Here is a 23,278-nt window from a genome sequence, read left to right as displayed (position 1 = left end):
CGGAGGAAAGACTGATGCGTTCTACATTTCAAGGACTGGAAACATCACTGAGGGCTCTTCATGCTCAGCAAGCAGCACTTCAAACAACTGGACAGAATGTTGCGAATGCCAATACAGCTGGCTATACAAGGCAACGAGCAAATTTGCAAGCGACTTCCCCATATCCTTCTGGTGGAATGAACTCGCCGCAAATAGCAGGAACAATAGGAACAGGCGTAGAAGCAAGCTCAATTGAGCGAATACGTGATCAGTATCTTGATGCTCAATATCGCAGCGGAGAGGCACAAGTTGGTTATGCTGACATGGAAAGTAGTATCCTTAAGACTGTTGAAGCAATTATGAATGATCAAGAAGGTACAGGACTTTCCGGAGCGATGGATGAGTTTTGGAGCTCTCTTCAAGATCTTAGTATCAACCCAAATGATGAAGGAATTAAAACAGTTGTCCGTGAAAAAGCCGTTTCTTTAACAGATACATTCCATTATTTAAATAGTGCACTAACAACTGCACAAAAGGACCTTCAAGCAGTAGTAGATGGAGCAAAAGATGATATTAACTCTATTGCAGCTCAGATTGCAGACTTAAATCAGAAAATTGGTGAACTTGAGCCATCTGGTTACTTGCCAAATGATCTTTATGATCAACGTGATTTGCTTGTTGATAAGCTTTCAAGTTATATGGATATTAAAGTTGAGTGCACTTCATCAGGCAGCGGAGCTAACAGAGCCGCTGCAGGTATTTATACGATTAAGGTAGCTGGCAACAGTGAAGCACTCGTACAAGGGAATATAGCGAACAAGGTTGAGACAGTTTCTAATGGAAGTGAGCTAGAAATCCAGGTTAATGGTACAACTGTGTCTCCAACAGGAAGTTTTCAAAGTTTAATTCATAACTTTGGCACAGACCAAAGTATCTATAAAACAACGATTGATCAGCTTGATCAGCTTGCACTAACTCTTGCAACAGAATTTAATAATATCCATGGAAATGGCTACAAGCAAGATGGAGAAAAAGGGAGCGACTTTTTTATGTTTTCATCAGAAAATGCTTCAAGTACAATCACACTTTCAGATGACATTATGAAGAGTACGGATAATATAGCAGTTGGAGCTGACGGAAATAAGAAAAGTGATGGAGGAAATGCAGCTAAACTTGCTGAACTTTTAAATCCTAATGTTGGAAATGGAACAATTAGGTCTGCCTATAGTGAAATAATTGGGGAAATTGGTGTAAAAGTCCAGAATGCTAATAGACTAAAAGAAAATAGTGAAAATGTCAGAGATCTTCTTTCAACAAAGCGAGACAGTGTTAGCTCGGTTTCTTTGGATGAGGAAATGACAAATATGATTAAGTTTCAACATGCATATAATGCAGCAGCAAGGAGCATGACAGTCATGGATGAGATGCTTGACCGAATCATTAACAATATGGGCGTTGTTGGCCGCTAGTGGAGGGGAAATGATGAGAGTAACACAGTCCATGATTTCTCAACATACGTTGCGTAATATGAGCAGCAGCTATGAGAAACTAATGAATTTACAAGAACAAGCAACAAGTGGTAAGAAGTTGAACCGTCCATCTGATGATCCAATTAGTGCTGTTAAAAGCTTAAACTACCGAACAAATTTAAACGAGAATAACCAATATAAAGAGAATTTCACAGAAGCCTACAAGTGGCTTGATAACAGCGATGGTTCTCTGGAAGAAGCAAATAAAGTAATGCAACGAATTCGAGAACTTACAGTGAGTGCTTCAAATGGAACAAAACTTGAAGATGAGCGAGAAGCTATTAGACTCGAAGTGAGCGGACTAAAAGAACATCTTGTTTCAATTGCAAATAAAAACATTGAAGGGAAGTTTCTTTTTAATGGAATAAATACTGGACAAGCGCCAGTAGACAACAAGAGTGGAACAATTGTTGTAGGAGCTAGTGAGAAACCAATATCAATTGAACTTTCTAAAGGTCTTTCGATTGATGTTAGTACTGATGGAACGGACGTTTTTAGTCAAGCTTTCTTTGATAATCTCACAAAGCTTGAACAAAGTTTAGCAGAAGGTTCATCAGGAGAGGAAATTGGTGATCAGCTTTCTGCAATGGATGAAAATATTAACGCTATTATAAGTGCTAGAACTCTCATCGGAGCTCGTACAAATCGTCTAGAAATTATGGAAGCACGTTTAAACGAGCAAGGAGAACTTCTTGAAAAGAAACTTTCAGATGTAGAAGATATAGATTTTGAAAAAGCAATTATGGACCTACAAATGCAGGAGACTGTTCAGCGGGCAGCATTAGCTGTGGGAGCTAAAATTATGCAGCCGAGTTTAGTAGATTTTCTAGCATAATAGACAGCAAAAAGCTCGGCATTTGCCGAGCTCTCTGTTTAAAAAGGTTAAAAATAACAATACTATAAAGTGGTGAAAAGATGAAAATAGCAACGAAATATCATGGGGAAATAGAAGTGAATCGTGAAGAGGTGATTACTTTTTCGAAAGGTATTCCTGGTTTCTTGGAAGAAGAGAAATTTACTCTTTTACCTCTCAATGATGAGGACATCTTCTTTTTACTTCAGTCTTTAAAAACACCAGATTTAGCTTTTGTGATTACAGACCCGTTTGCTTTTTATAAAGAATATGACTTCAACCTAGCTTCCCACTATATGACAGAACTCGATATTACCTCAGAGAAAAATGTAATGGTCTATGCTTTTGTAACAATGATGGACCCATTTTTAGAGTCTACTATTAATTTACAAGCACCGCTTATTTTAAATCGTGAACAAAAAAGAGGAAGACAAATTATTTTAACAGACACGGATTATAAAACTAAACATCCACTCTTTCAGAAGAGGATGAAGCAGGGGGAATCTTTTTGCTTGTCTTAACACGGAAAGTTGGCGAAAGTATTCGAATTGGGGAAGATATTGAACTGAAAATTGTAGATATTGATGGAGAACAAATTAAGCTAGGAATCAATGCGCCCAAACATATTGAAGTTCATAGGCAAGAAGTGTACGAAGCAATCCAAACGGAAAATGAGCAAGCTGCAAGTCTTAAAGAAAATCTTATAAATATATTTAAGAATATGAACACACCTTAAGAGAGTCCTCCTAAAGGGCTTTTTTAATAAAACAAGGCGACGTTCCTATATCATCCTAAACCTCTTTTTGTTAGTATTTTTGTAAAGGAGGAACGCAATGTCTTATGGAAATTACGAACGAAATCTATCACTTTTCGTTATAGGTTTATTTTTTGCTTTCTTAACCGTTTTGTTTCCCCTTCTTGCGCTTATAACGTCGAGGGAACTTTTTTTAGACTTGATGGGTGCGACACTAGGAATTTCTTTTATCATTTGGGGGTTACATAAATTGAAAAGTTCAAAGGGAAAAGGACTTAGACGCATTTTAATTGGAGGAGCTATTTTTATCTTTCTTATGATTAAGCTGTTATCCTGAATGTTTGCAATAAAAAAAGTATTATGATAATAATAGAGAAGTAAGGCTACTAGGGGTGCTGTAAAAAGCTGAGAGAGACAAGTGTCTTAACCCTTACACCTGATCTAGGTAATGCTAGCGAAGGGAAGTGGTTGGCGAATTGTTTTATTTAGCATTCGTACATAATCACACCCTTTCACATCGTGAAGGGGTTTTTTCGTTTCCTTCGCTCTAATAAGGAGTGAAAGTATGGAACATATAGAAAAGATTTTAGGAGAAGTAGAGTTGAGGAAAGAAGAGCTAATCTCACTTATTGAGAAACTCGTAAAATTTAAAACACCTGCCCCTCCTGCCCGTAATACAAAGGAAGCACAAGAATTTGTGGCAAAAAAGCTTAAACAAAATAAATTCACAGTTGAAATGTGGGATGTTTATGAAAACGATCCAAATGTTGTGGGAGTTAAAAAGGGGAAGAATAGTGAGGAGTATAACAGCTTAATTATTAACGGCCATATAGATGTGGCTCAAGTGGATGAAAACGAGCAGTGGGAACGTGATCCATTCCTTCCTTTTGTACGAGATGGATATCTCTTCGGCAGGGGAACTTCCGATATGAAAGGTGGATTAGGTTGTGCTCTTTTTGCATTAGAATTGTTAGAAAATCATGGAGTAGAACTTCCCGGTGATGTAATTTTTCAATCTGTGATTGGGGAGGAAGTGGGAGAAGCAGGAACGAAACAGTGCTGTGAAAGAGGGTATAGTGCTGATTTTGCGCTTGTTGTGGATACAAGTGAAATGGTTATTCGTGGTCAGGGCGGTGTAATTACAGGATGGATTACGGTAAAAAGTGATCAAACGTTTCATGATGGAGCACGACGACATATGATTGCAGCGGGAGGGGAAGCGGTTGGAGCGAGTGCAATTGAGAAAATGATGAAAATTATTAACTGGCTCAATGAACTCGAAAGACATTGGATGGTCATAAAAACTTATGATGGTTTTCTCCCTGGAACAACAACAATTAATCCTGCTGTTATTGAAGGAGGAAGACACCCTGCTTTTGTAGCTGATGAGTGTCGTCTGTGGATTACAGTGCATTTCTATCCAAATGAAACTTACGAGAGTGTAACAAAAGAAATTGAAGATTATATTTTAAGAATGTCTCATGGTGACCTATGGTTAAGGGATCATCCTCCAAGCTTTAAGTGGGGGGGAGCATCGATGATCGAGGAAAGAGGAGAAATATTTCCTGCACTTGAAATTGATGAAACTTATGATGGAGTGAAAATGCTTCAGCATGTCCACAAAGAGATTTTGAAAAAACAAGTTGAAATAGAAATGTCTACCTCTGTCACAGACGGAGGATGGTTAGGGGAAGCAGGAATCCCAACCGTTATTTATGGACCGGGGGAAACAAAGTATGCACATGCCATAAATGAACGAGTATCAATTGAGAGTTTAGTAGATTTCACAAAAGTATTAATTGAATTTATTTATAACTGGTGTCATACCAAAAGGGGGGGAATAAATGACATTTTGTGAAGAACTTTATGCAAAAGCCAAACACATTTGGGACGCAAATCATAAGCATCCATTTGTTCAAGGAATTGGTCATGGCACTCTTCCAAAAGAAAGTTTTCGTCATTATATGATTCAGGACTATCTCTATCTCATTGACTACGCAAAACTTTTTGCACTTGGAAGTGTAAAAGCGACTGATGTTGAAACAATGGGTAAATTTGGAGAAATATTACATTCTACGTTGAATGTCGAAATGGATCTTCATCGACAATATGCGAAAAAATTTGCTATTTCAGAGGAAGAGCTTGAAAAGGCTCAGCCTGCTTCCTCAACACTTGCCTACACGCATTATATGCTGCAAGTTGCTCAAAATGGTACACTTGCCGAACTTGTAGCAGCCCTTCTTCCTTGCATGTGGAGCTATAGCGAAATTGGAAAGGAATTAGCTGAAATTCCAGGAGCTCTTGAACATGAGTTTTACGGAGAATGGGTAGAGATGTACAGTTCAAATGAATTTGGTGAACTTTCAAATTGGTTAAAAGACTTAATGAACAAATTAGCAATAGGAAAATCAAAGGAAGAAAGAAAGAAACTAGAGGAGATTTTTCTAAATACAAGTCGATTTGAATTTCTTTTTTGGGATATGGCTTATCGCGGAGAAACGTGGCCTGAAGATATTCAATAAAAAAAGCACCGTTCATTGAACGGTGCTAAACTTTGGCGTGAGCGAAATATATTATTAAGAGTAAATAGCGTTAATAATCTACTATCTCTACAATTCGTTTCAAAATTACATTTTTACATTTTTAAAAGTTTCAATTGATGGAACTCCATAAGGGTAATGTAAAGTTTATACCTTTAAAGGGGCCCATGTCCTAAAATTAAACAGCCGCCTTTTCAACGATGAATTCGTCATTATAATAAATAACTTGAGAGAGAATCTTGCAAGAGCAGTTCTCTAACTTTCCTAGCGCTTCCTTTGCCTCATGTTCATCGTCAAACTCGTACATTTTTACGTCTTGGTCTGCATAAACAGTAATTACCCACACGTTTTGTTTTCCTCCCTTTTTTGAATTTAAAAGATAAATTGTTTACCTTTTGATGCTATCATACGCCCTTTAGTAATTAATGTAAACCATAAAAACAATCTTTCTATAAAAGTTCATAAATTCATTTTGGTCATTATATTTATAGTAAAAAGAATGTCAAAGAGAGTCACGATGAATGTAAAGAAAGTTCTCATTACAAAGAAGTTTAAATAGAATTAAAGTTGAAGAAAAAGACAACTTTCAATTTTACTATAGGTTTAATTTCTATGTGCTCAATGATGTTTTTAAATTTTCCTTCTGGGTATACTTTAACTAAGCAACGAAAACAATCTTGATAAAGGAGGAGATAAGACATGTCGTGGTTATGGACAATTATCGTTGGTGGCATTATCGGTTGGCTTGCAGGAATTTTAACAGGTCGTGATGTCCCAGGTGGAATTATTGGAAATATTATTGCTGGTTTTATCGGAGCCTGGTTGGGTTCACTTATTTTTGGTAGCTTTGGCCCGACTGTTGGCGGTTTTGCCCTTATCCCTGCAATTATCGGCGCCGTCATCTTAGTTCTAATTGTTAGCTTTGTTATGAGAAAGATGCGACACGCATCATAATAAAAAAGAGTTTCCCTTTAAGGGAAACTCTTTTTTATTTATATATTTAATAGTGAGCCATCTAAAGCCTTAATGTAGCGCTCGGCTGATCGTTGTACAGCTCTATTGGCATCTTCCTTTACACTACGGTGGAAAGCATTGTAAAGTCGATCGAAATGTAAAGGCTTTAATTGTTCTACCATTTCACTCACTTTAGAAGCTGGGAGAGGGATTAGATTTGGATAACTATACATAAAGCTAACCCAGCGTTGATCTGCTACAACTTGAACAATATCCCCTGTAAGTAAGACACCATCTTCATTTTTCCAATGCAGTACAGCGCCTCCTTTAAAATGTCCTCCTAAGCGATAAAGCGTAATATCCTGACTAATCTTTAACATCGAACCTTCCCAAAAAACGATATGCTCGCTATCCCTCATAACCCACTGTTTGTCATCACGATGAATATAAAGGGGAACATTAAACGCCTCTGCCCACTCTACTTGAGTTGAATAATAATGAGGATGGGACAAGGCAATAGCATGAATTCCTCCTAGGCTCTTAACATGATCTATAGTTTCTTCATCAAGATAGGAAATACAGTCCCACAAAATATTCACTTCTTTTCCTTGAAGAAGATAAGCGGTTTGGCCAATGGCAAATGTGGGACTTGTTTTAATACTATAAAGGCCTTCTTCAGCTTGAGAGAAGATATTTCGGTATGAAGAGTCCTTTAGCTTTTCAAGTGTTGTCCATGATTGTCCATTAGGATTCACATACTGTCTTTCATCATTGCAGATTATACACTTTTTAGGTTGTTGAATATTGTCATATTGAACACCACATGTCGTACATATATATAACATAATGTGAATAACCTCCTTTTTTATTTATACTTTTATATTACATGAAGAGGAAGGGACAATTAAGAATAAAAAGGTAGAAAAGTAAAATTTACGTATATATAAGTCCCTTGCTTATTTTCGGTTCTTATTACATATTTCAAATTAGAATGGTTTTTTTGATGAACATCTTAGTACACGAAAAACAAAATATCTTTTAGAATGAAAGACGTTCCAAAACAAAGCATTTTATGAATCAGAAATTAATTGAAAAAATCATAAAAGTATTAATTTGTAGTTGAAAAAATAGGTTTTATCAAGAACTTTTTTACTAAATAAAGAATTATTGGGAATGATAAAATGAGGTAGAAAGGGAAAAGAAGCGAGCTTGTTTTAGTACAAGAGAGGTTCTTTTTCAGTAACTCTAAAAAAATATATGAAACATACTGGTTCTTTGGTCCTTTTGTTTGTTAGATTTAAAGCGCTTTCTTTTAAAAAAGGGAAAATAAAACTAAAATTATATATTGAAATACCGAATTTATACGTATATAATACGTTAATAGTTCTTAAAATTGTGTTCGATTATAATTTTCGGAAAATTTTAATTGTTTTCTACAATAGTTAATTTTAATTCTCACGGAGGTTTTGAATATGTCAACTAGAGTACCGACTTCCTTTGTTGTTGTTATCGGTCTTATGCTTTTTGCTCTCTTCTTTGGAGCAGGAAATTTAATATTCCCAGCCATGTTAGGTCAAACAGCGGGAGAACACATTTGGTCTGCAAATGCTGGATTCCTTGTAACAGGCGTCGGTTTGCCGTTACTTGGTGTACTTGCTCTTGGCTTTTCTGGTAAGGATGATTTGCAGTCACTAGCAAGTCGCGTAAACCCTGTTTTTGGACTTGTTTTTACGGTTGTTCTTTATTTAGCAATTGGGCCTCTATTTGCAATGCCAAGAGCAGGAACAGTGTCATATGAGATTGGAGTTCATCCATTTGTACTTCAATATTTAGGTGAAGATGCAGGGTTCTGGCCACTTCTTGTTTTTACGATTATTTTCTTTAGCATTGCGTGCTTTTTTTCACTAAATCCTGCGAAAATTGTCGATTTAGTGGGAAAAATATTGACTCCACTGAAGTTAACCTTTATTGGAATTTTGGTTCTTGTAGCTTTTATTAATCCTATTGGACCTTTCCAAGCGCCGCGTCCTGAATATATGACACATGCTTTTTCTAAAGGATTCCAAGAAGGGTACTTAACAATGGATACGTTAGCATCTTTTGTATTTGGGATCATTATTATTAACGCAATTAAACAAAAGGGAGCTAAAACAAAAGGGGAAATCATGAAAATTTGCGTGCAGGCAACTGTTATTGCAGCCGTGATTTTAGCCGTAATTTATACTGCGCTTTCTTATATGGGGGCATCAAGTGTTTCAGAGCTTGGTCATTTAGATAACGGTGGAACAGTTTTAGCACGTGTTTCAGATTACTATTTCGGTTCGTATGGAGCTATTCTTTTAGGACTTATGATTACTGTAGCTTGCTTAACAACAAGCGTTGGCTTAATTACAGCTTGTTCAGCTTTCTTCCATAAGTTATTTCCGTCTGTTTCATATAAAGCTATTGCAATTACTTTATCGGTATTTAGTGCAGTTATTGCTAATATTGGTCTTACTCAGCTTATTGCTATTTCAGTTCCAGTATTAACGATTATTTATCCACTAGCTATTGTGCTTATTTTCTTAACATTTTTACATCCTTTATTCAAAGGGAGAACAGAAATTTATCAAGGTAGTTTAATTTTAACATTTATTGTTAGTCTTTTTGATGGGCTAGGAGATGCGGGTGTTCATATTACATTTATCGACAATCTTTTCGGAAGTATTTTACCGTTATACTCAATTGGTTTAGGATGGATTGTTCCAGCAATTGTTGGAGGGATAATTGGATATATTGTAAGCCTGCTTGTATCTAAAAGTTACTATAAAGAAGAGACAAGCAATTAAGGTTCAGTAAGAGAGCAGCTAGAACATTTTCTAGTTGCTTTTTTTATGGAGAAAAAAGCCTTTTTGTTATGTGAATTGATTAGTGACAAATGTTTATTTTACCTATATTATGGTAAATAAGAGTGGGGCTTAAGACTTATTATTGAAAATGGGATGAAGTTTAATTACAGAAAATATATAATGGAAAAGGAGTCTTTTTGAGACCTCTTTTTTGTTGATATAGTTTGTAGAAGAAGGGTAAAAGGTATACATAATTGTCAGTCAGAATATATTTAAAAATCACATCAGACCTTATCTCCGTTCCTTAAAATAACGTACGCTAAAATAAAAATGCTTTTTTATTACACTAATGTGAACAATTTTTGTACACAACAGGGAGAAACAGAAAGGGTTACTGGAGGAATTTATATTGAGCAACAAAACGCATCATCGATATGTCTATGGACTAGATGGACTTCGAGCGTTTGCCGTGTTATCAGTTATTGCTTATCATCTGAATTTTAGTTGGGTCAAGGGAGGATTTCTCGGAGTTGATGTTTTCTTCGTGCTGTCCGGGTACTTGATCACTTCTATTATTTTACCTTCACATGGAAGCAGACTAACATTCGATTTTCGGGACTTTTGGATAAGACGAATTCGCCGATTACTTCCTGCAGCATATGTAATGATTATTGCAACCGTTGTATGGGTTGTCTTATTTAAGGAAGAACTGTTAGCAACTGTACGCGGAGATGCTGTATCATCTTTATTTTATACGAGCAACTGGTGGTTTATTTTCCATAAGCTTTCATACTTTGATAGCTTTGGATCTCCTTCACCATTAAAGAATTTATGGTCTTTAGCGATTGAAGAACAATTTTATTTACTATGGCCAATATTGTTAGCGGTTGGCTTCTATATTTTTAAAAGAAGAAGTGTAGTATCATGTGTTGTTCTCATTGGGATTCTGATTTCAGCAATGTCAATGGGAATGCTTTACGAACCAGGCATGGATCCTAGTCGTGTTTACTATGGTACAGATACACGTTCATTTGAGCTTTTGGTTGGCTGTTGGCTAGCGCTTGTTTGGCCATTAAAAAGGCTCTCAAAAAAAGAACTTCCTGTGAAAGTGAGAAAAATATTTAACGGAGTAAGTATTGTTTCTTTCCTTATTATTATACTGTGCTTCTTCTTTGTTAGTGAATATCAAACGTTTGTATATCAAGGTGGAATGCTACTGTTTTGTTTAAATACGGCCATTCTTGTTGCATGTATTTGCCATCCAAGCAACCTTCTTGGTAAATTGCTATCTTGGAAGCCATTAAGATGGATTGGCTCACGTTCATATGGAATCTATCTCTGGCATTATCCAGTTATTGTACTTACAACACCCGTAGAAGAGATTGGTACACAAAATTATTGGCGTATTGCTTTGCAGCTATTCGTAACTTTTGTTATAGCAGAGTGGTCATATCGAATGATTGAGATGCCGATTCGTAAAAACGGGTTTAGACAATTTTTCAAACGCTATATTCCAACAACAACACTAACATGGAAAAAGCTTTCTATTACTCGCAAACTATCAACAGTAGCTATTTTTCTCATTGTACTTGTATTTACAGCTGGTGTAACGGGTCTAGCTAAGGGAGAAGTAAGACATGAATCTTCAGAGAAAACGAGCGTTAAGGTTTCTCCAAATCACAATGAAGAGGAACACGCTGTAAAAGAGAAAGAAGAATCTCAGCAATCAAAAGACACAGATTCAAAAGAGGAGTCATCAGAATCCTCCAAGGCGGATGAACAAGAGAAGTCATCCAATCCCCCTGAGAAGATATTTGCAATTGGAGACTCCGTTATGCTTGATATTGCAGGGAATCTCCATGAAAACTACCCAAATATTACAATTGATGGGAAGGTTGGAAGACAGCTTTATGAGGCAATTGAAATAGCTCCTTCATATGCATCCTTTAATAATAAAGATGCCGTTGTTGTTATTGAGCTTGGAACAAATGGATATTTTACAGATGAACAGATTGATAAATTACTATCATATTTCGATGAAGCAAACGTTTATCTTGTAAATACGCGCGTTCCACGTTCGTGGGAAAATCAAGTTAATGAAACCCTAGCTAAAAAAGCCAAGGAGTATAAGAACGTAAAATTAATCAATTGGCATAAAGAATCCTTAGAGCACCCTGAATATTTTGGAGGAGATGGAGTTCATCTTACCAAAAAAGGATCAAAGGCATTAACTGAACTTATTCAGGATGCTGTGAATGAATGAAAACCAAGGCCATAAGAGTGGTCTTGGTTTTTTGTTTTTTGGGAAAATGCGGATTATAATTCAAACTAACTTCCTATTAAAAAGAAAAAAGAAAAGCCGATATAAATAAAAATACCTAGGCGGTGAGAAGATGACTGGAATGAGGATCAGTGGATTAGCAAGTGGGATTGATACGGAGAGCATGGTTGAGAAATTAATGACAGCTGAGCGTGTCCCACTTAATAAATTAACAGGGCAGAAGCAAACTTTAGAATGGCAACGTGATCAGTATAGGGAGATTAATACTTCATTAAATGAGTTAAGCAATTATACTTTTGATAATATGATCCTAAGTAGTACATTTAACAAGAAAATAGTTACTTCTTCTGAGGAAGGAAAGGTTACAGCAACAGCAGTAAACACTAGCCAAAATATCTCTACTCAAATAGACGTTAAACAGCTTGCGACTTCTAGTCGATTCAAATCAAGTGGTTTCACTTCTTCAGCAGCTGCCCAGGAATTAAAATTCACAGTGAAAGATCCAGAAAGTACAGAAGCCCGAGAGGTTTCATTTTCTATTAAAGCAGGAGCAACAGCTGATGATGTTGTAAAAGCAATTAATAGTTCAGGTTTGGGTGTAAGAGCCATGAATGAACGAATTCTCGATACAACAAGTGGTCAGTACGTTAAAACGCTTGTGTTTGTAAACAATAAGACAGGAACTGGCGGGGAAATTAGAGCTGAAGATAGTTCCACACGTTCATATATATCTGATAACCTGGGGATTCAACTAAATGGTACAGTACTTCAAGAAAGTGAGAAAGGTAAGGATGCGACCGTTATCATAGACGGGTTTGAAATGCAAAAAACAACAAATACTTTTGAAATAAATGGAATGAAGTATACTTTAACAGGAGTGACTAACACTCCTGTTACCATTTCCGCATCTACAGATGTTGGTGCTATTTTTGATAAAATTAAAGAATTTGTGACGAAGTACAATGAAACAATTACTAAGATTAATGAAAAAGTGGGAGAAACTCGTTATCGTGACTATGCACCACTTACAAGTGATCAAAAGAAAGAGATGTCTGATAAAGAGGTGGAATTGTGGGAAGAAAAAGCAAAAAGTGGACTTCTTCGTAGTGACAGTACATTGTCGAGTGCTTTAAATAGTATGAGGTTTGATTTTTATACATCAGTACAAGGTGGATCTTTTGGCATTGATCACTTATCTGAGATTGGAATCACAACAACAAAGCAGTATCGTCTTGGTGGTATCTTAGAAATTGATGAAGCAAAGCTGAAGAAACAAATTGAGGAGAACCCACAAGCCATTTCAGAGCTTTTCTCAAAAAATGGGGATACATATGATACACAAGGAATTGCAGTGCGTCTTCGTAATACAATAAAAGATACCATTACAACAATTGAAAAACGAGCGGGAAATACAGGACAGTCTGATACTCAATATACAATTGGGAAAGGCCTTAATGATCTTGATGAGCGTATTAATAATTTTAACGACCGTTTGAAAATGATTGAAACTCGTTATTGGAGTCAGTTTACAGCAATGGAGCAAGCTATCCAAAAAGCAAACTCTCAGTCTTCTTATTTATCACAATACTTCATGCAGTAAAGGAGAAATAACCATGAACAATGCTTATCAAGCTTATCAGCAAGGCTCTGTTAATACAGCAACTCCTGGAGAGTTGACACTTATGCTCTATAATGGTTGCTTAAAGTTTATTCGTAGAGCAAAGACAGCAATTGAAAATAGAGAAGTAGAGGAAAAAAATAAAAACTTAATTAAAGCTCAAAATATTATTACAGAACTGATGGTTACATTACGAACAGGAAGTGAATTATCAGATCAGATGAGAACGATGTATGATTATATAAATCAACGTCTAATGAAAGCCAATATTGAAAGCAGTGTAGACATTTTAGAAGAAGTTGAATCTTATGTTATGGAATTTAGAGATACATGGAAAGAAGTTATTCAAAAGACAAGATCATCAAAAGGATATGATCATGAATGAATGCTGTAAAAGAAGCATATAAGTTAACATTAAAACTGCAGCAAGAAGTTTCCCAAAAAGAGCATGATCGTGATAAGCATATTCAGAATATTGAACAGCTGTTAAACAATAGAGATATTGCTATCAAGCTTATTAAACCGCCGTTTTCAGAAGAAGAGAAGGAGCTTGGAAGAGCGATGGTCAAGCTTAATGACTCTATTGATGAAAAACTGCGTGAGATTCGCTTTAATATTTCAAAGAATATTAAAGCATTGAAAAACCGGGAACGTGGACAGACTCGCTATGTGAATCCATATGGCACAACAAGCCGTGATGGCACATTTTATGATAAGAGAAAATGAAGGGGTTTCTTTAAGGACCACTTTATTTTCCTTATGAATTTTTTGTGTCTCCCATTCATTTCTTTTGCAAAGGGAGAAGAGGTATGATAATCTATATAACAAGAAAATTAAATTTTCTAACTATTTTGTAGGTTTAAGAAACAATTTGTCGGGAAAAGAAATAGTAGAGGCATACCTTGGATCAAAAGGAGGAATTCCCATGATTTACAACGTTAGAGGGGAAAACATTGAAGTCACTCCAGCACTACGAGAATATGTGGAAAAGAAAATTAGCAAACTTGAGCGCTATTTTGAAGAAGTGCCAAATTCCGAAGCTAGTGTGAACTTAAAAGTTTACAGTGATGGCCAAAGAATAGAGGTTACTATTCCGCTTCATTCTCTTGTCTTAAGAGCCGAGGAAACAAATGATGATATGTATGCAGCTATCGATCTTGTTGTAAGTAAGCTTGAGCGTCAAATTCGCAAGCATAAAACAAGAGTGAATCGAAAATCACGAGAGAAGGGCGGAGCAAAATATGCTTTCGCTGAAATGGAAGGAACAACTTCCACAACGATTCTCGACGAACAAGAAGATGATGATGAATTCGAAGTTGTCCGCACAAAGAGTTTTGACCTTAAACCAATGGATAGTGAAGAAGCCATTTTACAAATGAATATGCTAGGACATAGTTTCTTCGTTTATACGAATGCTGAAACAGATGCGACAAATGTAGTTTATCGAAGAAAAGATGGAAGATATGGATTAATTGAGCCGCAAGCTTAAAATAAGAAAGGACATAGCCTACTAGGCTATGTCCTTTTTAAATTTATGAAGCTTTAAATGTCATTTTTTCTACAAAATTCACGAAAGCTTTAACCATATTAAGTTGCATAGACTCCTCATGATAAAACATCCACGTGTTTCTTAAGATAAGTTCTCCTTGTTTGTTTTGAAGAGGAATTTTATGAAGCATTGGAACATCGTTAAGCGTCATTGTAGGTAAAATTGCGTAACCAAGGCCATTTATAATCATTTTCTTTGCAGTGTCCGCCTTATCAACTTCAATGCTTACATTAGGAGGCTGAGGATAATTTTCAACCCACCAGTTTTCGACAAGTGTTCTTAATAACGGATCCGCTCTGTAATCAATCCGAGGCATTATTGGTAAATTTCCCAACTCCATTTTCTCTTTTGATGCAATACATACTTCTTCTTGAAATAAAAGATGTTTTCTATCATTCCAGCTATAATCCCCTTTAACAAATCCAACATGTACACTGCCATTATGAACAAGATGTGTTATAGAACTGCTTTGATCTGTTGTTACTTTAAATTCAATTTTAGGATATTGATCTTTGAACATTTTGAGTAAATCAGGAAGCAAATACTGTGCAAAAAGGTTTGAAACCCCAAGCTTAAGTGTTCCTGTGAAGTCATCTTCCATATTGAGCACATTTTCTTTTATGCTTTGAATTCGTAACAGCATGTCTTCACTGCAATGAGCTAAATACTCCCCTTGAGGCGTGAATTGGACGCCTCGTCTTCCTCTTATAACAACTTGAACTCCAAATTCTTTTTCAATTTGCTGGAGGCGATTTGTCAGGGCAGGCTGTGAAATGTATAAACTCTTAGCTGCTTTGGTAATATTTTTTTGGATGTAAAGCGTACGTAAAATAAGCCAATCTCTTTCATCCATGTCATCACCTCGGTATAAGCCATAAATATTAGTTATGGTTAAATATAAAAATATAATATTTTATTTATATCTCTTATTATACTATAGTTTGATATAACATCTCTTATTAAATGTACGGTGCTCTTGTAATTTATAAGGGGTAGTGATGTGTAGAAAGAAGGAGTAGCTATGAGAAATGAGAGATTCTTTTATAGCATAATATTTATTCTGATAAGTGGAGTAGGGGGACTGCTCCTTTCATTAACCGGTCTTTCTATCGGTTGGATGCTTGGTACACTTATTTTAGCAGCTGTACTTTCTCTCTTTCGACCGAAGTTCTTGAAATTACAAGAAGGGAAAGGGATTGCTCCATACTGGCTTAGAATTGGCCAATGTATTTTAGCTATTGAGCTTGGTCAAAAAATCAATTTATCCATCATTGAAATTTTCGCCGAGAATTGGTTCACTATTATTGTTGTGCTTGTTTTATCAATCTTCTTCGCTCTTCTTTCTGGATTTATATTATGGAAATGTAGCAGCACAGATATGTTAACAAGCTTTTTTGGGACGGCACCTGGTGGATTAAGTGCAATGCCTGGGATTGCGGAAGAAGTTGGAGCAAATACTGGCGTTGTAAGCATCATTCAAACAATGCGGGTTTTTCTTGTTGTCTTGACTATACCAATGATTGTTTCCTCTTGGTTTTCTTCTTATTCAGAGCCTGTTTCCCATTTAACCGAAACAGCTTCAGCCGGGGGAAGTTTTACACTTCCACATATCATTTGGGCTTTAGTGCTTATTTTAGCAGCGTGGGGAGGATACTACATCGGTAAAATTCTTAGATTTCCGGCTCCATGGCTCGTTGGTGGAATGGTAACGGTAGCTCTTGTTCAAGCTCTTTCCTCTATGTATGCTGGCTATGATCTTGTTGCTTATTGGCCGCATAGTATGATGATTTTGTCTCAACTCGCTATAGCAGGAAGTATTGGCTCTCGTTTTCATAAAAGAATGTTCCAAGGACTAAAAAGAACGATATTTGTTGCTTTTGTAAGCACTATTGGACTGATTGTAGCAATGCTTGTTTGTGCCTTTTTTGTTTCTGAACTAACAGGCATTTCCCTTGTGACTGCTGCACTTGCTTTTGCTCCAGGAGGAATTGCAGAAATGGCTACAACATCTGTTGTCCTCCATGCTGATTCTACTCTTGTTGTAGCTGTTCAAGTGTTTCGTATCATTATTGTTTGTATTATGTTGCCGCCTATCTTTAGACTTCTAAATCATTGGGATGCAAGAAAAGCAAAAAGTTCACATGCATCAGCCTAAAAAGCTAGGATTTCCCTAGCTTTTTTTGTTCTTAAAACCAAAATAGTCCGATAAGCGCGATAGCTCCTAATACAAGTCCGCCAATTTGTCCAACTAATGGAGATGAGGCGCGAGGAGTATTTGCAGGTCCTGAAGTTTGGAGAGTTTGAATTTCTTCATACAGTGTTTGGGTAACATTTTCTAGTTCTTTTACTTTTCCTCTAAGTTCTTCTAGTTCTGCTTGAACATCATCTTCTTTTTTTAAATTCATATTACATTCCTTCTTCCTGACAAATTGTTCTTTATTGTTATATACGAGAGCATAGAGGGAAAGTTCCTTCTTATTTTGTAAAAGTATTATAAAAAGAAGGGAAAAATAAAAAGAGTTTGAGAAAGTTGAGAGGATAGTGTATGTTCAAAGCGTTTCTTACTTTATAAAATGAAACAAGCAGCCTTCTAAGTTCGTTAATAAGCTGGGATAAATATAAAGTTTTAGCCAGAAAGGAGAGAGAACTATGAAGCAGCGAGATATTTTCATCGCTTTCTTTCGCTCAAGCATTTTAGGGTATGGTGGTGGACCATCATCAATTCCTCTTGTTCATGATGAAGTAGTAAAAAAATATAAATGGATGTCTGACGAAGAATTCTCGGATGTATTAGCACTTGGAAATGCACTTCCGGGGCCAATTAATACAAAGATGGCAGGATATATTGGATATCGAATTGGCGGCATATTTGGGATGATTAACGCAGTAATTGCTACTTCAGTCCCAACTGTTATTTTAATGATACTTTTTCTTAATCTTTTATATGCTTATAAAGATCAGCCATGGGTAAAAGGATTATCAAATGCGGTGCTTCCTGTTGTAGGAGTTATGATGTTAACTTTAACATGGAACTTTTGGAAAAAATCAAAAGAATCGCTTGGTTTATTAGGCGGTGGTTTTCTTATTATTGCAAGTTTTATTGCAACAGAACTTCTTCATATTCATCCGGCTATCGTTATTGTAATCCTACTAATAGCTGCTTTTACTAAGAAAGATAGTAAAAAAGAAGGTGAAGAGAAGGAGCGTTCAAGATGATTTATGTTAAGCTTTTTTTAGCTTTTTTTATTCCAGGTATTCTTGGTTATGGTGGTGGTCCTGCATCAATTCCTCTTATCCAAAATGAAGTTGTTGATCGCTATAAATGGGTTACGAATCAAGAGTTTAGTGAAGCACTAGCATTTGGAAATGCGCTTCCAGGACCAATTGCCACTAAAGTAGCAGGATATATTGGCTATGAAGTTGGAGGCGTTTTTGGATCTATTGTTGGTCTTTTTGCCACAGTTGCACCTTCCTTATTGCTTATGCTTATTCTTTTAAAGATTTTAATGAAATATAAGGAATCACCAAAAGTGAAACGTTTAACAAGTTATGTACGTCCTACAATTGCGGTTCTTCTTGGAGTGATGGCATACGACTTTTTCTTTTCTTCATATGAAGAAAATGGTTCATTTCAAACAATAGGTCTTGTAGTTGTAAGTTTCTTGCTTTTAGAAAAATTTAAAGTGAGTGCTCCTTATGTGATTATATTAGCTTTAGCGTATGGAGCTGTCTTTTTACGTTAATAAAGAGTAAAAACAATCTATTTGCGGTTCATTGGCACTTTTCAGTACTGAATGTTACAATTTGAGGTAGAATCGTTTATAATAATGAAGAAGTATGGGGCTTGTTTTCCTAGAATGGAAAGGACAAGCACGGTTTTATAATAGAAGAAATAAAACTTTTAACATTCGATTATATTTTAATATAGAGGAGCGTTTTACATGCTTGGACTGTTTAAAAAAGTATTTGATGGAAGTGGGCGCCAAGTTAGTAAGTTAGAAAAAATAGCGAATCAAGTAGAGCAGCTTGCAGACGAGATGGCTGCCTTAAGTGATGAAAAATTGCGAGCTAAAACAGCTGAATTCAGAACACGCTACAGCAAGGGAGAAACGCTTGATGATTTGCTTGTAGAAGCATTTGCTGTTGTTCGTGAAGCAGCTAAGCGTGTACTTGGTCTTTACCCTTATAAAGTACAAATTATGGGGGCAATCTCACTTCATGAGGGAAACATTTCGGAAATGAAGACAGGGGAAGGTAAAACATTAACAGCAACAATGCCTGTTTACCTTAACTCTCTTTCTGGAAAGGGTGTTCATGTTGTAACGGTCAATGAATACTTAGCAAGTCGTGATGCTGAGGAAATGGGTGAACTTTACCGATTCCTAGACTTAACCGTTGGTTTGAACGTAAATAGTCTTTCTCGTGAAGAGAAAATTGAAGCATACAATGCGGATATTACCTATAGTACAAATAATGAGCTTGGATTTGATTATTTGCGTGATAACATGGTGCTTTATCGCAATCAACGAGTACAGCGTCCACTTAACTATGCCATTATCGATGAAGTCGATTCCATTCTTGTTGATGAAGCACGTACCCCGCTTATCATCTCAGGGACGGCTCAAAAATCAACTTCTCTTTATGTACAAACAAACGCTTTTGTGCGTACGCTGGAACAAGAAAGAGATTATACGTATGATGTGAAAACAAAAGGAGTGCAGCTCACAGAAGAAGGAATGAGCAAAGCTGAGCGTGCTTTCCATATTGAAAACTTATTTGATATTCAACACGTAACATTAAATCACCATATTAATCAAGCATTAAAAGCCCATGTGGCGATGCAAAATGATGTGGATTATGTTGTAGATGACGGTAAAATTGTGATTGTTGACCAATTTACTGGACGTCTTATGAAAGGGCGCCGCTTCAGTGATGGTCTTCACCAAGCAATCGAAGCAAAAGAAGGCGTTGAAATTCAAAATGAAAGCATGACACTTGCAACGATTACGTTTCAAAACTATTTCCGTATGTATGAAAAACTTTCAGGTATGACAGGTACAGCGAAAACAGAGGAAGAAGAATTCCGCAATATTTATAACATGCAAGTAGTTGTGATTCCAACGAACAAACCGGTTGCTCGTGATGACCGTGCTGACTTGATTTATAAATCAATTGAAGGAAAATTCCGTGCTGTTGCAGATGATATTGCAGAGCGTTATAAAAAGAAACAGCCAGTTCTAGTCGGAACAGTTGCCATCGAAACATCTGAGCATTTAAGTCAGCTTCTAAAGAAACGAAATGTACCACATAGCGTCTTAAATGCAAAGCAGCATGAACGCGAAGCAGATATTATTAAACATGCTGGTGAACAGGGTGCTGTGACAATTGCAACAAACATGGCTGGACGTGGTACAGATATTAAACTTGGTGAAGGTGTACGAGAACTTGGTGGCCTTGCAGTAATTGGAACAGAGCGTCACGAGTCACGTCGTATTGATAACCAGCTGCGTGGTCGTTCTGGACGTCAAGGTGATCCGGGTGTAACTCAATTTTATCTTTCAATGGAAGATGAACTTATGCGTCGTTTCGGTTCTGAAGGAATGCGTAGTATGATGGATCGTCTTGGAATGGATGACTCACAGCCAATTCAAAGCAAAATGGTTACTCGAGCAGTTGAATCAGCTCAAAAACGAGTAGAAGGAAATAACTTTGACTCTCGTAAACAGCTTCTTCAATATGATGATGTTCTTCGTCAGCAACGTGAAGTTATTTATAAACAAAGAAACGAAGTGTTAGACTCTGAAAGTTTACGTGACATTGTAGAAGGTATGATTCGCTCTACAATCGAACGAGTTGTAGCAACACATACACCAAAAGCAGAACTTGAAGAAGATTGGGACTTAAAAGCAATTGTTGATTATATGAACAGCAATGTTTTATCAGAAGGTCAGCTTGATGTAAAAGAGCTGAAAATGAAAGATCCAGAAGAGATGATTGACCTTATCTTTGAAAAAGTAAAAATGCTTTACAATGAAAAAGAAGCACAGTTAGCGGAAGAACAAATGCGTGAGTTCGAGAAAGTTATCGTTCTTCGTGCAGTAGATTCTAAATGGATGGACCATATTGATGCGATGGATCAGCTTCGTCAAGGTATTCATCTACGTGCATATGGTCAAAATGATCCGCTTCGTGAGTATCAAATGGAAGGTTTCTCAATGTTTGAAAGCATGATTGCTGCAATTGAAGAAGATGTAACAAAATATATCATGAAAGCAGAAATCCGTAACAATCTTGAACGTCAAGAAGTAGCTCAAGGTCAAAGTGCTGTTCATCCAAAAGAGGAATCTGATGAGAAAGCTGTAAAGAAAAAACCAAAAACAAACGTTGTTGATATTGGTCGTAATGCACCTTGTCCGTGCGGAAGCGGTAAAAAGTATAAGCAATGTTGTGGAAGATAAAATAAACAGTGCTTGGTGGCTTCGTCACCAAGCACTCTTATGTAACAATATAAATGATGAGGTGTAGAATAATGGAATTAGTAGAAATGAAACAAGAGTTAGATAAAACAGCCAATCGCTTGGCGGACTTTAGGGGGTCTCTTTGACCTTGATCAAAAGGAAGCGCGCATTGCTGAGCTAGATGAAATCATGGCAGACCCAGGCTTTTGGAATGATCAGCAAAGTGCCCAAACGGTCATCAATGAAGCAAATTCATTAAAAGAGACAGTCACAACATTTAATAACTTAAATGAATCATATGAAAACTTACAAGTATCTTATGAACTGTTAAAAGAAGAGTTTGATGAAGATTTAGCAGGTGAAGTAGAACCAGAATTGAAAGAGTTGACAGATTCTCTAAACAAGTTTGAACTGCAGCTTCTTTTAAATGGACCTTACGACAAAAACAATGCTATCTTAGAACTTCATCCAGGTGCTGGAGGAACAGAGTCACAAGACTGGGGCTCAATGCTTCTTCGCATGTATACACGCTGGGCAGAAGCTAAAGGATTTAAAGTAGAAACACTAGACTATCTTCCAGGTGATGAAGCTGGGATTAAAAGCGTAACACTTTCAATTAAAGGTCATAACGCATATGGTTATTTAAGAGCAGAAAAAGGTGTACATCGTTTAGTACGTATTTCACCTTTCGACTCATCGGGTCGTCGCCATACCTCATTTGTATCATGCGAAATTATGCCAGAACTTAGTGATGATATTGAAATTGATATCCGCACTGAAGATTTAAAAGTAGATACGTATCGAGCAAGTGGAGCTGGTGGTCAGCACGTTAACACAACAGATTCGGCTATACGGATCACTCATATTCCAACAAATATTGTTGTTACATGTCAAACAGAGCGTTCTCAAATTAAAAACCGCGAGCGTGCTATGAAAATGCTGAAATCAAAACTTTTGCAGCGCAAAATCGAAGAACAGCAAGCAGAGTTAGATGAAATTCGCGGAGAGCAAAAAGACATTGGATGGGGAAGCCAAATTCGCTCATATGTGTTCCATCCATATTCAATGGTAAAAGATCATCGTACAAATACGGAAATTGGAAATGTCCAAGGCGTCATGGATGGAGATCTTGATCCATTTATTGATTCATATCTTCGTTCGCTTATGAATTAAAGAGGAAAATGCCCGCTTTCTTTTTTGAAGAATGCGGGCATTTTGTATAGAAACGTAAAGGAAAGGTGAAATATTACATAGGAATAACAACCCTGTAACAAAACGATTTTGTGTAAAAGGCTGAAGAAAGAACCATTTTATCTTCGAGGTTATTTTTGCTATTATGTGGAGAAGAAACAAGTTTCTGCATAAATCTGCATAAATATATGATTTAATAGCAAACAGAACGAGTATAATAGTAGAGAATATATAAAGGCGAAGAGGTGAAGACAGTGAAAAAAGCAGCATGGGCACTTATCATTGGAGCAACTCTTATTATGAGCGGATGTGGGGCCAGTGAAGAGAAATCTTCTTCAAAGGAAGAGAAGATTAACGTTGATGAAGCTGGGGAAGCAGGAAAGCTTTATAAGCAAAGTTGTCTTGGCTGTCATGGCGATAACCTTCAAGGAAACAATGGTCCGAACTTACAGCAGGTAGGGAAGAAATATTCTAAAGAGGAACTCAGTGAGATTATTGTGAATGGTAGAGGATCGATGCCAAAAGGGCTTCTTGAGAAAGAAGAGGCAAATAAAGTAGCCGAATGGCTTTCGACAATGAAATAAATATGCTTTCCAAACTATCTGATATGAATTCAGATAGTTTTTTTATGTCGAAATAAGAGTAATAAATTAGGTCTAAAGAATTGTTATAATTACTATTTTTTACATATTTTTATCGTACCTTTGACATATTTGAAAAGAAAATGTAATATTTTTGAGTCTT

Annotated in this window: 24 protein-coding genes and 1 riboswitch; of the genes, 20 read left to right on the top strand and 4 right to left on the bottom strand. The window is 36.5% G+C overall.

What is annotated here, in order from left to right:
- Positions 1-14: 14 nt before the first annotated feature.
- The 7 genes from flgK to tenA all read left to right on the top strand — a co-directional run bounded on the left by flgK (position 15) and on the right by tenA (position 5,637).
- Positions 15-1,448: a flagellar hook-associated protein FlgK gene (flgK, locus tag B9N79_RS18775; protein ID WP_085118786.1), complete on the top strand. Its 1,434-nt coding sequence runs from the start codon at positions 15-17 to the stop codon at positions 1,446-1,448.
- A gap of 13 nt (positions 1,449-1,461) precedes the next feature.
- Positions 1,462-2,343: a flagellar hook-associated protein FlgL gene (gene flgL / locus B9N79_RS18770; RefSeq protein ID WP_040060272.1), complete on the top strand. Its 882-nt coding sequence runs from the start codon at positions 1,462-1,464 to the stop codon at positions 2,341-2,343.
- Positions 2,344-2,423: 80 nt separating this feature from the next.
- Positions 2,424-2,882 carry a flagellar assembly protein FliW gene (fliW, locus tag B9N79_RS18765; protein ID WP_040060271.1) on the top strand — a complete coding sequence of 153 codons (459 nt, stop codon included), beginning with the start codon at positions 2,424-2,426 and terminating at the stop codon, positions 2,880-2,882.
- A complete protein-coding gene (gene csrA, locus B9N79_RS18760; protein WP_019394877.1) occupies positions 2,870-3,097 on the top strand; it encodes a carbon storage regulator CsrA in 228 nt (75 codons plus the stop codon). Before fliW ends, csrA begins: the two co-directional genes overlap by 13 nt.
- Positions 3,098-3,194: 97 nt before the next feature.
- Positions 3,195-3,452 carry a hypothetical protein gene (locus B9N79_RS18755; RefSeq protein ID WP_019394878.1) on the top strand — a complete coding sequence of 86 codons (258 nt, stop codon included), beginning with the start codon at positions 3,195-3,197 and terminating at the stop codon, positions 3,450-3,452.
- A 41-nt stretch (positions 3,453-3,493) separates the two neighbouring features.
- A riboswitch (TPP riboswitch) is annotated at positions 3,494-3,595 on the top strand.
- 85 nt (positions 3,596-3,680) lie between these two features.
- A complete protein-coding gene (locus B9N79_RS18750; RefSeq protein WP_040060270.1) occupies positions 3,681-4,973 on the top strand; it encodes an acetylornithine deacetylase in 1,293 nt (430 codons plus the stop codon).
- Positions 4,960-5,637, top strand: a complete 678-nt coding sequence (gene tenA / locus B9N79_RS18745) for a thiaminase II (RefSeq protein ID WP_040060269.1) — start codon at positions 4,960-4,962, stop codon at positions 5,635-5,637. The genes B9N79_RS18750 and tenA overlap by 14 nt, the downstream gene beginning before the upstream one ends.
- A 196-nt stretch (positions 5,638-5,833) precedes the next feature.
- On the opposite strand, the gene B9N79_RS26235 is transcribed toward tenA, so the two are convergent.
- Positions 5,834-6,001, bottom strand: coding sequence for a hypothetical protein (locus B9N79_RS26235; RefSeq protein ID WP_019394881.1), 168 nt, complete (start codon positions 5,999-6,001; stop codon positions 5,834-5,836).
- 353 nt (positions 6,002-6,354) lie between these two features.
- Between B9N79_RS26235 and B9N79_RS18740 the strand changes: the two genes are divergently transcribed.
- Positions 6,355-6,609 (top strand): GlsB/YeaQ/YmgE family stress response membrane protein, encoded by a 255-nt coding sequence (locus B9N79_RS18740; RefSeq protein WP_019394882.1) that lies wholly within the window; start codon positions 6,355-6,357, stop codon positions 6,607-6,609.
- Positions 6,610-6,647: 38 nt separating this feature from the next.
- Here the strand turns inward: B9N79_RS18740 and B9N79_RS18735 are convergent, their stop codons facing one another.
- Positions 6,648-7,454: an MBL fold metallo-hydrolase gene (locus B9N79_RS18735; protein WP_040060268.1), complete on the bottom strand. Its 807-nt coding sequence runs from the start codon at positions 7,452-7,454 to the stop codon at positions 6,648-6,650.
- A gap of 627 nt (positions 7,455-8,081) precedes the next feature.
- Here B9N79_RS18735 and brnQ point away from each other — a divergent pair.
- The 6 genes from brnQ to hpf all read left to right on the top strand — a co-directional run bounded on the left by brnQ (position 8,082) and on the right by hpf (position 14,825).
- The gene (gene brnQ, locus B9N79_RS18730; RefSeq protein WP_040060267.1) at positions 8,082-9,437 is read left to right on the top strand and encodes a branched-chain amino acid transport system II carrier protein; all 1,356 of its coding nucleotides are present in this window, start codon (positions 8,082-8,084) and stop codon (positions 9,435-9,437) included.
- Between the two features lie 409 nt (positions 9,438-9,846).
- A complete protein-coding gene (locus B9N79_RS18725; protein ID WP_085118783.1) occupies positions 9,847-11,700 on the top strand; it encodes an acyltransferase family protein in 1,854 nt (617 codons plus the stop codon).
- 130 nt (positions 11,701-11,830) lie between these two features.
- Positions 11,831-13,318 carry a flagellar hook-associated protein 2 gene (locus B9N79_RS18720; protein ID WP_231573182.1) on the top strand — a complete coding sequence of 496 codons (1,488 nt, stop codon included), beginning with the start codon at positions 11,831-11,833 and terminating at the stop codon, positions 13,316-13,318.
- A 7-nt stretch (positions 13,319-13,325) separates the two neighbouring features.
- Positions 13,326-13,721 (top strand): flagellar export chaperone FliS, encoded by a 396-nt coding sequence (fliS, locus tag B9N79_RS18715; RefSeq protein ID WP_040060482.1) that lies wholly within the window; start codon positions 13,326-13,328, stop codon positions 13,719-13,721.
- Positions 13,718-14,062: a flagellar protein FliT gene (gene fliT, locus B9N79_RS18710; RefSeq protein WP_040060264.1), complete on the top strand. Its 345-nt coding sequence runs from the start codon at positions 13,718-13,720 to the stop codon at positions 14,060-14,062. The genes fliS and fliT overlap by 4 nt, the downstream gene beginning before the upstream one ends.
- A 199-nt stretch (positions 14,063-14,261) precedes the next feature.
- The gene (gene hpf / locus B9N79_RS18705; protein WP_019394889.1) at positions 14,262-14,825 is read left to right on the top strand and encodes a ribosome hibernation-promoting factor, HPF/YfiA family; all 564 of its coding nucleotides are present in this window, start codon (positions 14,262-14,264) and stop codon (positions 14,823-14,825) included.
- A gap of 43 nt (positions 14,826-14,868) precedes the next feature.
- On the opposite strand, the gene B9N79_RS18700 is transcribed toward hpf, so the two are convergent.
- Positions 14,869-15,738, bottom strand: coding sequence for a LysR family transcriptional regulator (locus B9N79_RS18700; RefSeq protein WP_019394890.1), 870 nt, complete (start codon positions 15,736-15,738; stop codon positions 14,869-14,871).
- Between the two features lie 168 nt (positions 15,739-15,906).
- Here B9N79_RS18700 and B9N79_RS18695 point away from each other — a divergent pair, with 168 nt between their 5' ends.
- The gene (locus tag B9N79_RS18695; RefSeq protein ID WP_040060262.1) at positions 15,907-17,040 is read left to right on the top strand and encodes an AbrB family transcriptional regulator; all 1,134 of its coding nucleotides are present in this window, start codon (positions 15,907-15,909) and stop codon (positions 17,038-17,040) included.
- Positions 17,041-17,071: 31 nt separating this feature from the next.
- Here B9N79_RS18695 and B9N79_RS18690 read toward each other — a convergent pair whose 3' ends face one another.
- Positions 17,072-17,290 (bottom strand): hypothetical protein, encoded by a 219-nt coding sequence (locus tag B9N79_RS18690; protein ID WP_040060260.1) that lies wholly within the window; start codon positions 17,288-17,290, stop codon positions 17,072-17,074.
- A gap of 244 nt (positions 17,291-17,534) precedes the next feature.
- On the opposite strand from B9N79_RS18690, the gene B9N79_RS18685 reads away from it, so the two are divergent.
- From B9N79_RS18685 to cccB, 5 genes are all read left to right on the top strand, one after another.
- The gene (locus B9N79_RS18685; RefSeq protein ID WP_040060258.1) at positions 17,535-18,101 is read left to right on the top strand and encodes a chromate transporter; all 567 of its coding nucleotides are present in this window, start codon (positions 17,535-17,537) and stop codon (positions 18,099-18,101) included.
- On the top strand, positions 18,098-18,628 hold the full coding sequence (locus B9N79_RS18680) for a chromate transporter (RefSeq protein WP_040060257.1): 531 nt from the start codon (positions 18,098-18,100) through the stop codon (positions 18,626-18,628). The genes B9N79_RS18685 and B9N79_RS18680 overlap by 4 nt, the downstream gene beginning before the upstream one ends.
- A 198-nt stretch (positions 18,629-18,826) precedes the next feature.
- Complete coding sequence (secA, locus tag B9N79_RS18675; protein ID WP_046218021.1) at positions 18,827-21,343, top strand: preprotein translocase subunit SecA; 2,517 nt, start codon at positions 18,827-18,829, stop codon at positions 21,341-21,343.
- A 71-nt stretch (positions 21,344-21,414) separates the two neighbouring features.
- Positions 21,415-22,516 (top strand): peptide chain release factor 2 gene (prfB, locus tag B9N79_RS18670; RefSeq protein WP_108745557.1). Its coding sequence is split into 2 segments (ribosomal slippage): positions 21,415-21,486 and positions 21,488-22,516, totalling 1,101 coding nucleotides; the frame shifts between segments, so codons are not numbered across the junction.
- A 272-nt stretch (positions 22,517-22,788) separates the two neighbouring features.
- The gene (gene cccB / locus B9N79_RS18665) at positions 22,789-23,118 is read left to right on the top strand and encodes a cytochrome c551 (protein ID WP_040060254.1); all 330 of its coding nucleotides are present in this window, start codon (positions 22,789-22,791) and stop codon (positions 23,116-23,118) included.
- The last annotated feature ends 160 nt before the right edge of the window (positions 23,119-23,278 follow it).

This window comes from Priestia filamentosa, from assembly GCF_900177535.1.
GTDB lineage: Bacteria > Bacillota > Bacilli > Bacillales > Bacillaceae_H > Bacillus_I > Bacillus_I filamentosa.
The sequence above is the reverse complement of the archived record's forward strand: the minus strand, read 5'-3'. Positions and strand labels throughout refer to the sequence as shown.

Excerpts from the sequence above, each read along its gene's own strand:
- flgK (WP_085118786.1), top strand. The coding sequence starts at position 15 with ATGCGTTCTACATTTCAAGGACTGGAAACATCACTGAGGGCTCTTCAT.
- flgL (WP_040060272.1), top strand. The coding sequence starts at position 1,462 with ATGAGAGTAACACAGTCCATGATTTCTCAACATACGTTGCGTAATATG.
- fliW (WP_040060271.1), top strand. The coding sequence starts at position 2,424 with ATGAAAATAGCAACGAAATATCATGGGGAAATAGAAGTGAATCGTGAA.
- B9N79_RS18755 (WP_019394878.1), top strand. The coding sequence starts at position 3,195 with ATGTCTTATGGAAATTACGAACGAAATCTATCACTTTTCGTTATAGGT.
- B9N79_RS18750 (WP_040060270.1), top strand. The coding sequence starts at position 3,681 with ATGGAACATATAGAAAAGATTTTAGGAGAAGTAGAGTTGAGGAAAGAA.
- tenA (WP_040060269.1), top strand. The coding sequence starts at position 4,960 with ATGACATTTTGTGAAGAACTTTATGCAAAAGCCAAACACATTTGGGAC.
- B9N79_RS18740 (WP_019394882.1), top strand. The coding sequence starts at position 6,355 with ATGTCGTGGTTATGGACAATTATCGTTGGTGGCATTATCGGTTGGCTT.
- B9N79_RS18735 (WP_040060268.1), bottom strand. The coding sequence starts at position 7,454 with ATGTTATATATATGTACGACATGTGGTGTTCAATATGACAATATTCAA.
- brnQ (WP_040060267.1), top strand. The coding sequence starts at position 8,082 with ATGTCAACTAGAGTACCGACTTCCTTTGTTGTTGTTATCGGTCTTATG.
- B9N79_RS18720 (WP_231573182.1), top strand. The coding sequence starts at position 11,831 with ATGACTGGAATGAGGATCAGTGGATTAGCAAGTGGGATTGATACGGAG.
- fliT (WP_040060264.1), top strand. The coding sequence starts at position 13,718 with ATGAATGCTGTAAAAGAAGCATATAAGTTAACATTAAAACTGCAGCAA.
- hpf (WP_019394889.1), top strand. The coding sequence starts at position 14,262 with ATGATTTACAACGTTAGAGGGGAAAACATTGAAGTCACTCCAGCACTA.
- B9N79_RS18700 (WP_019394890.1), bottom strand. The coding sequence starts at position 15,738 with ATGGATGAAAGAGATTGGCTTATTTTACGTACGCTTTACATCCAAAAA.
- B9N79_RS18695 (WP_040060262.1), top strand. The coding sequence starts at position 15,907 with ATGAGAAATGAGAGATTCTTTTATAGCATAATATTTATTCTGATAAGT.
- B9N79_RS18690 (WP_040060260.1), bottom strand. The coding sequence starts at position 17,290 with ATGAATTTAAAAAAAGAAGATGATGTTCAAGCAGAACTAGAAGAACTT.
- B9N79_RS18685 (WP_040060258.1), top strand. The coding sequence starts at position 17,535 with ATGAAGCAGCGAGATATTTTCATCGCTTTCTTTCGCTCAAGCATTTTA.
- B9N79_RS18680 (WP_040060257.1), top strand. The coding sequence starts at position 18,098 with ATGATTTATGTTAAGCTTTTTTTAGCTTTTTTTATTCCAGGTATTCTT.
- secA (WP_046218021.1), top strand. The coding sequence starts at position 18,827 with ATGCTTGGACTGTTTAAAAAAGTATTTGATGGAAGTGGGCGCCAAGTT.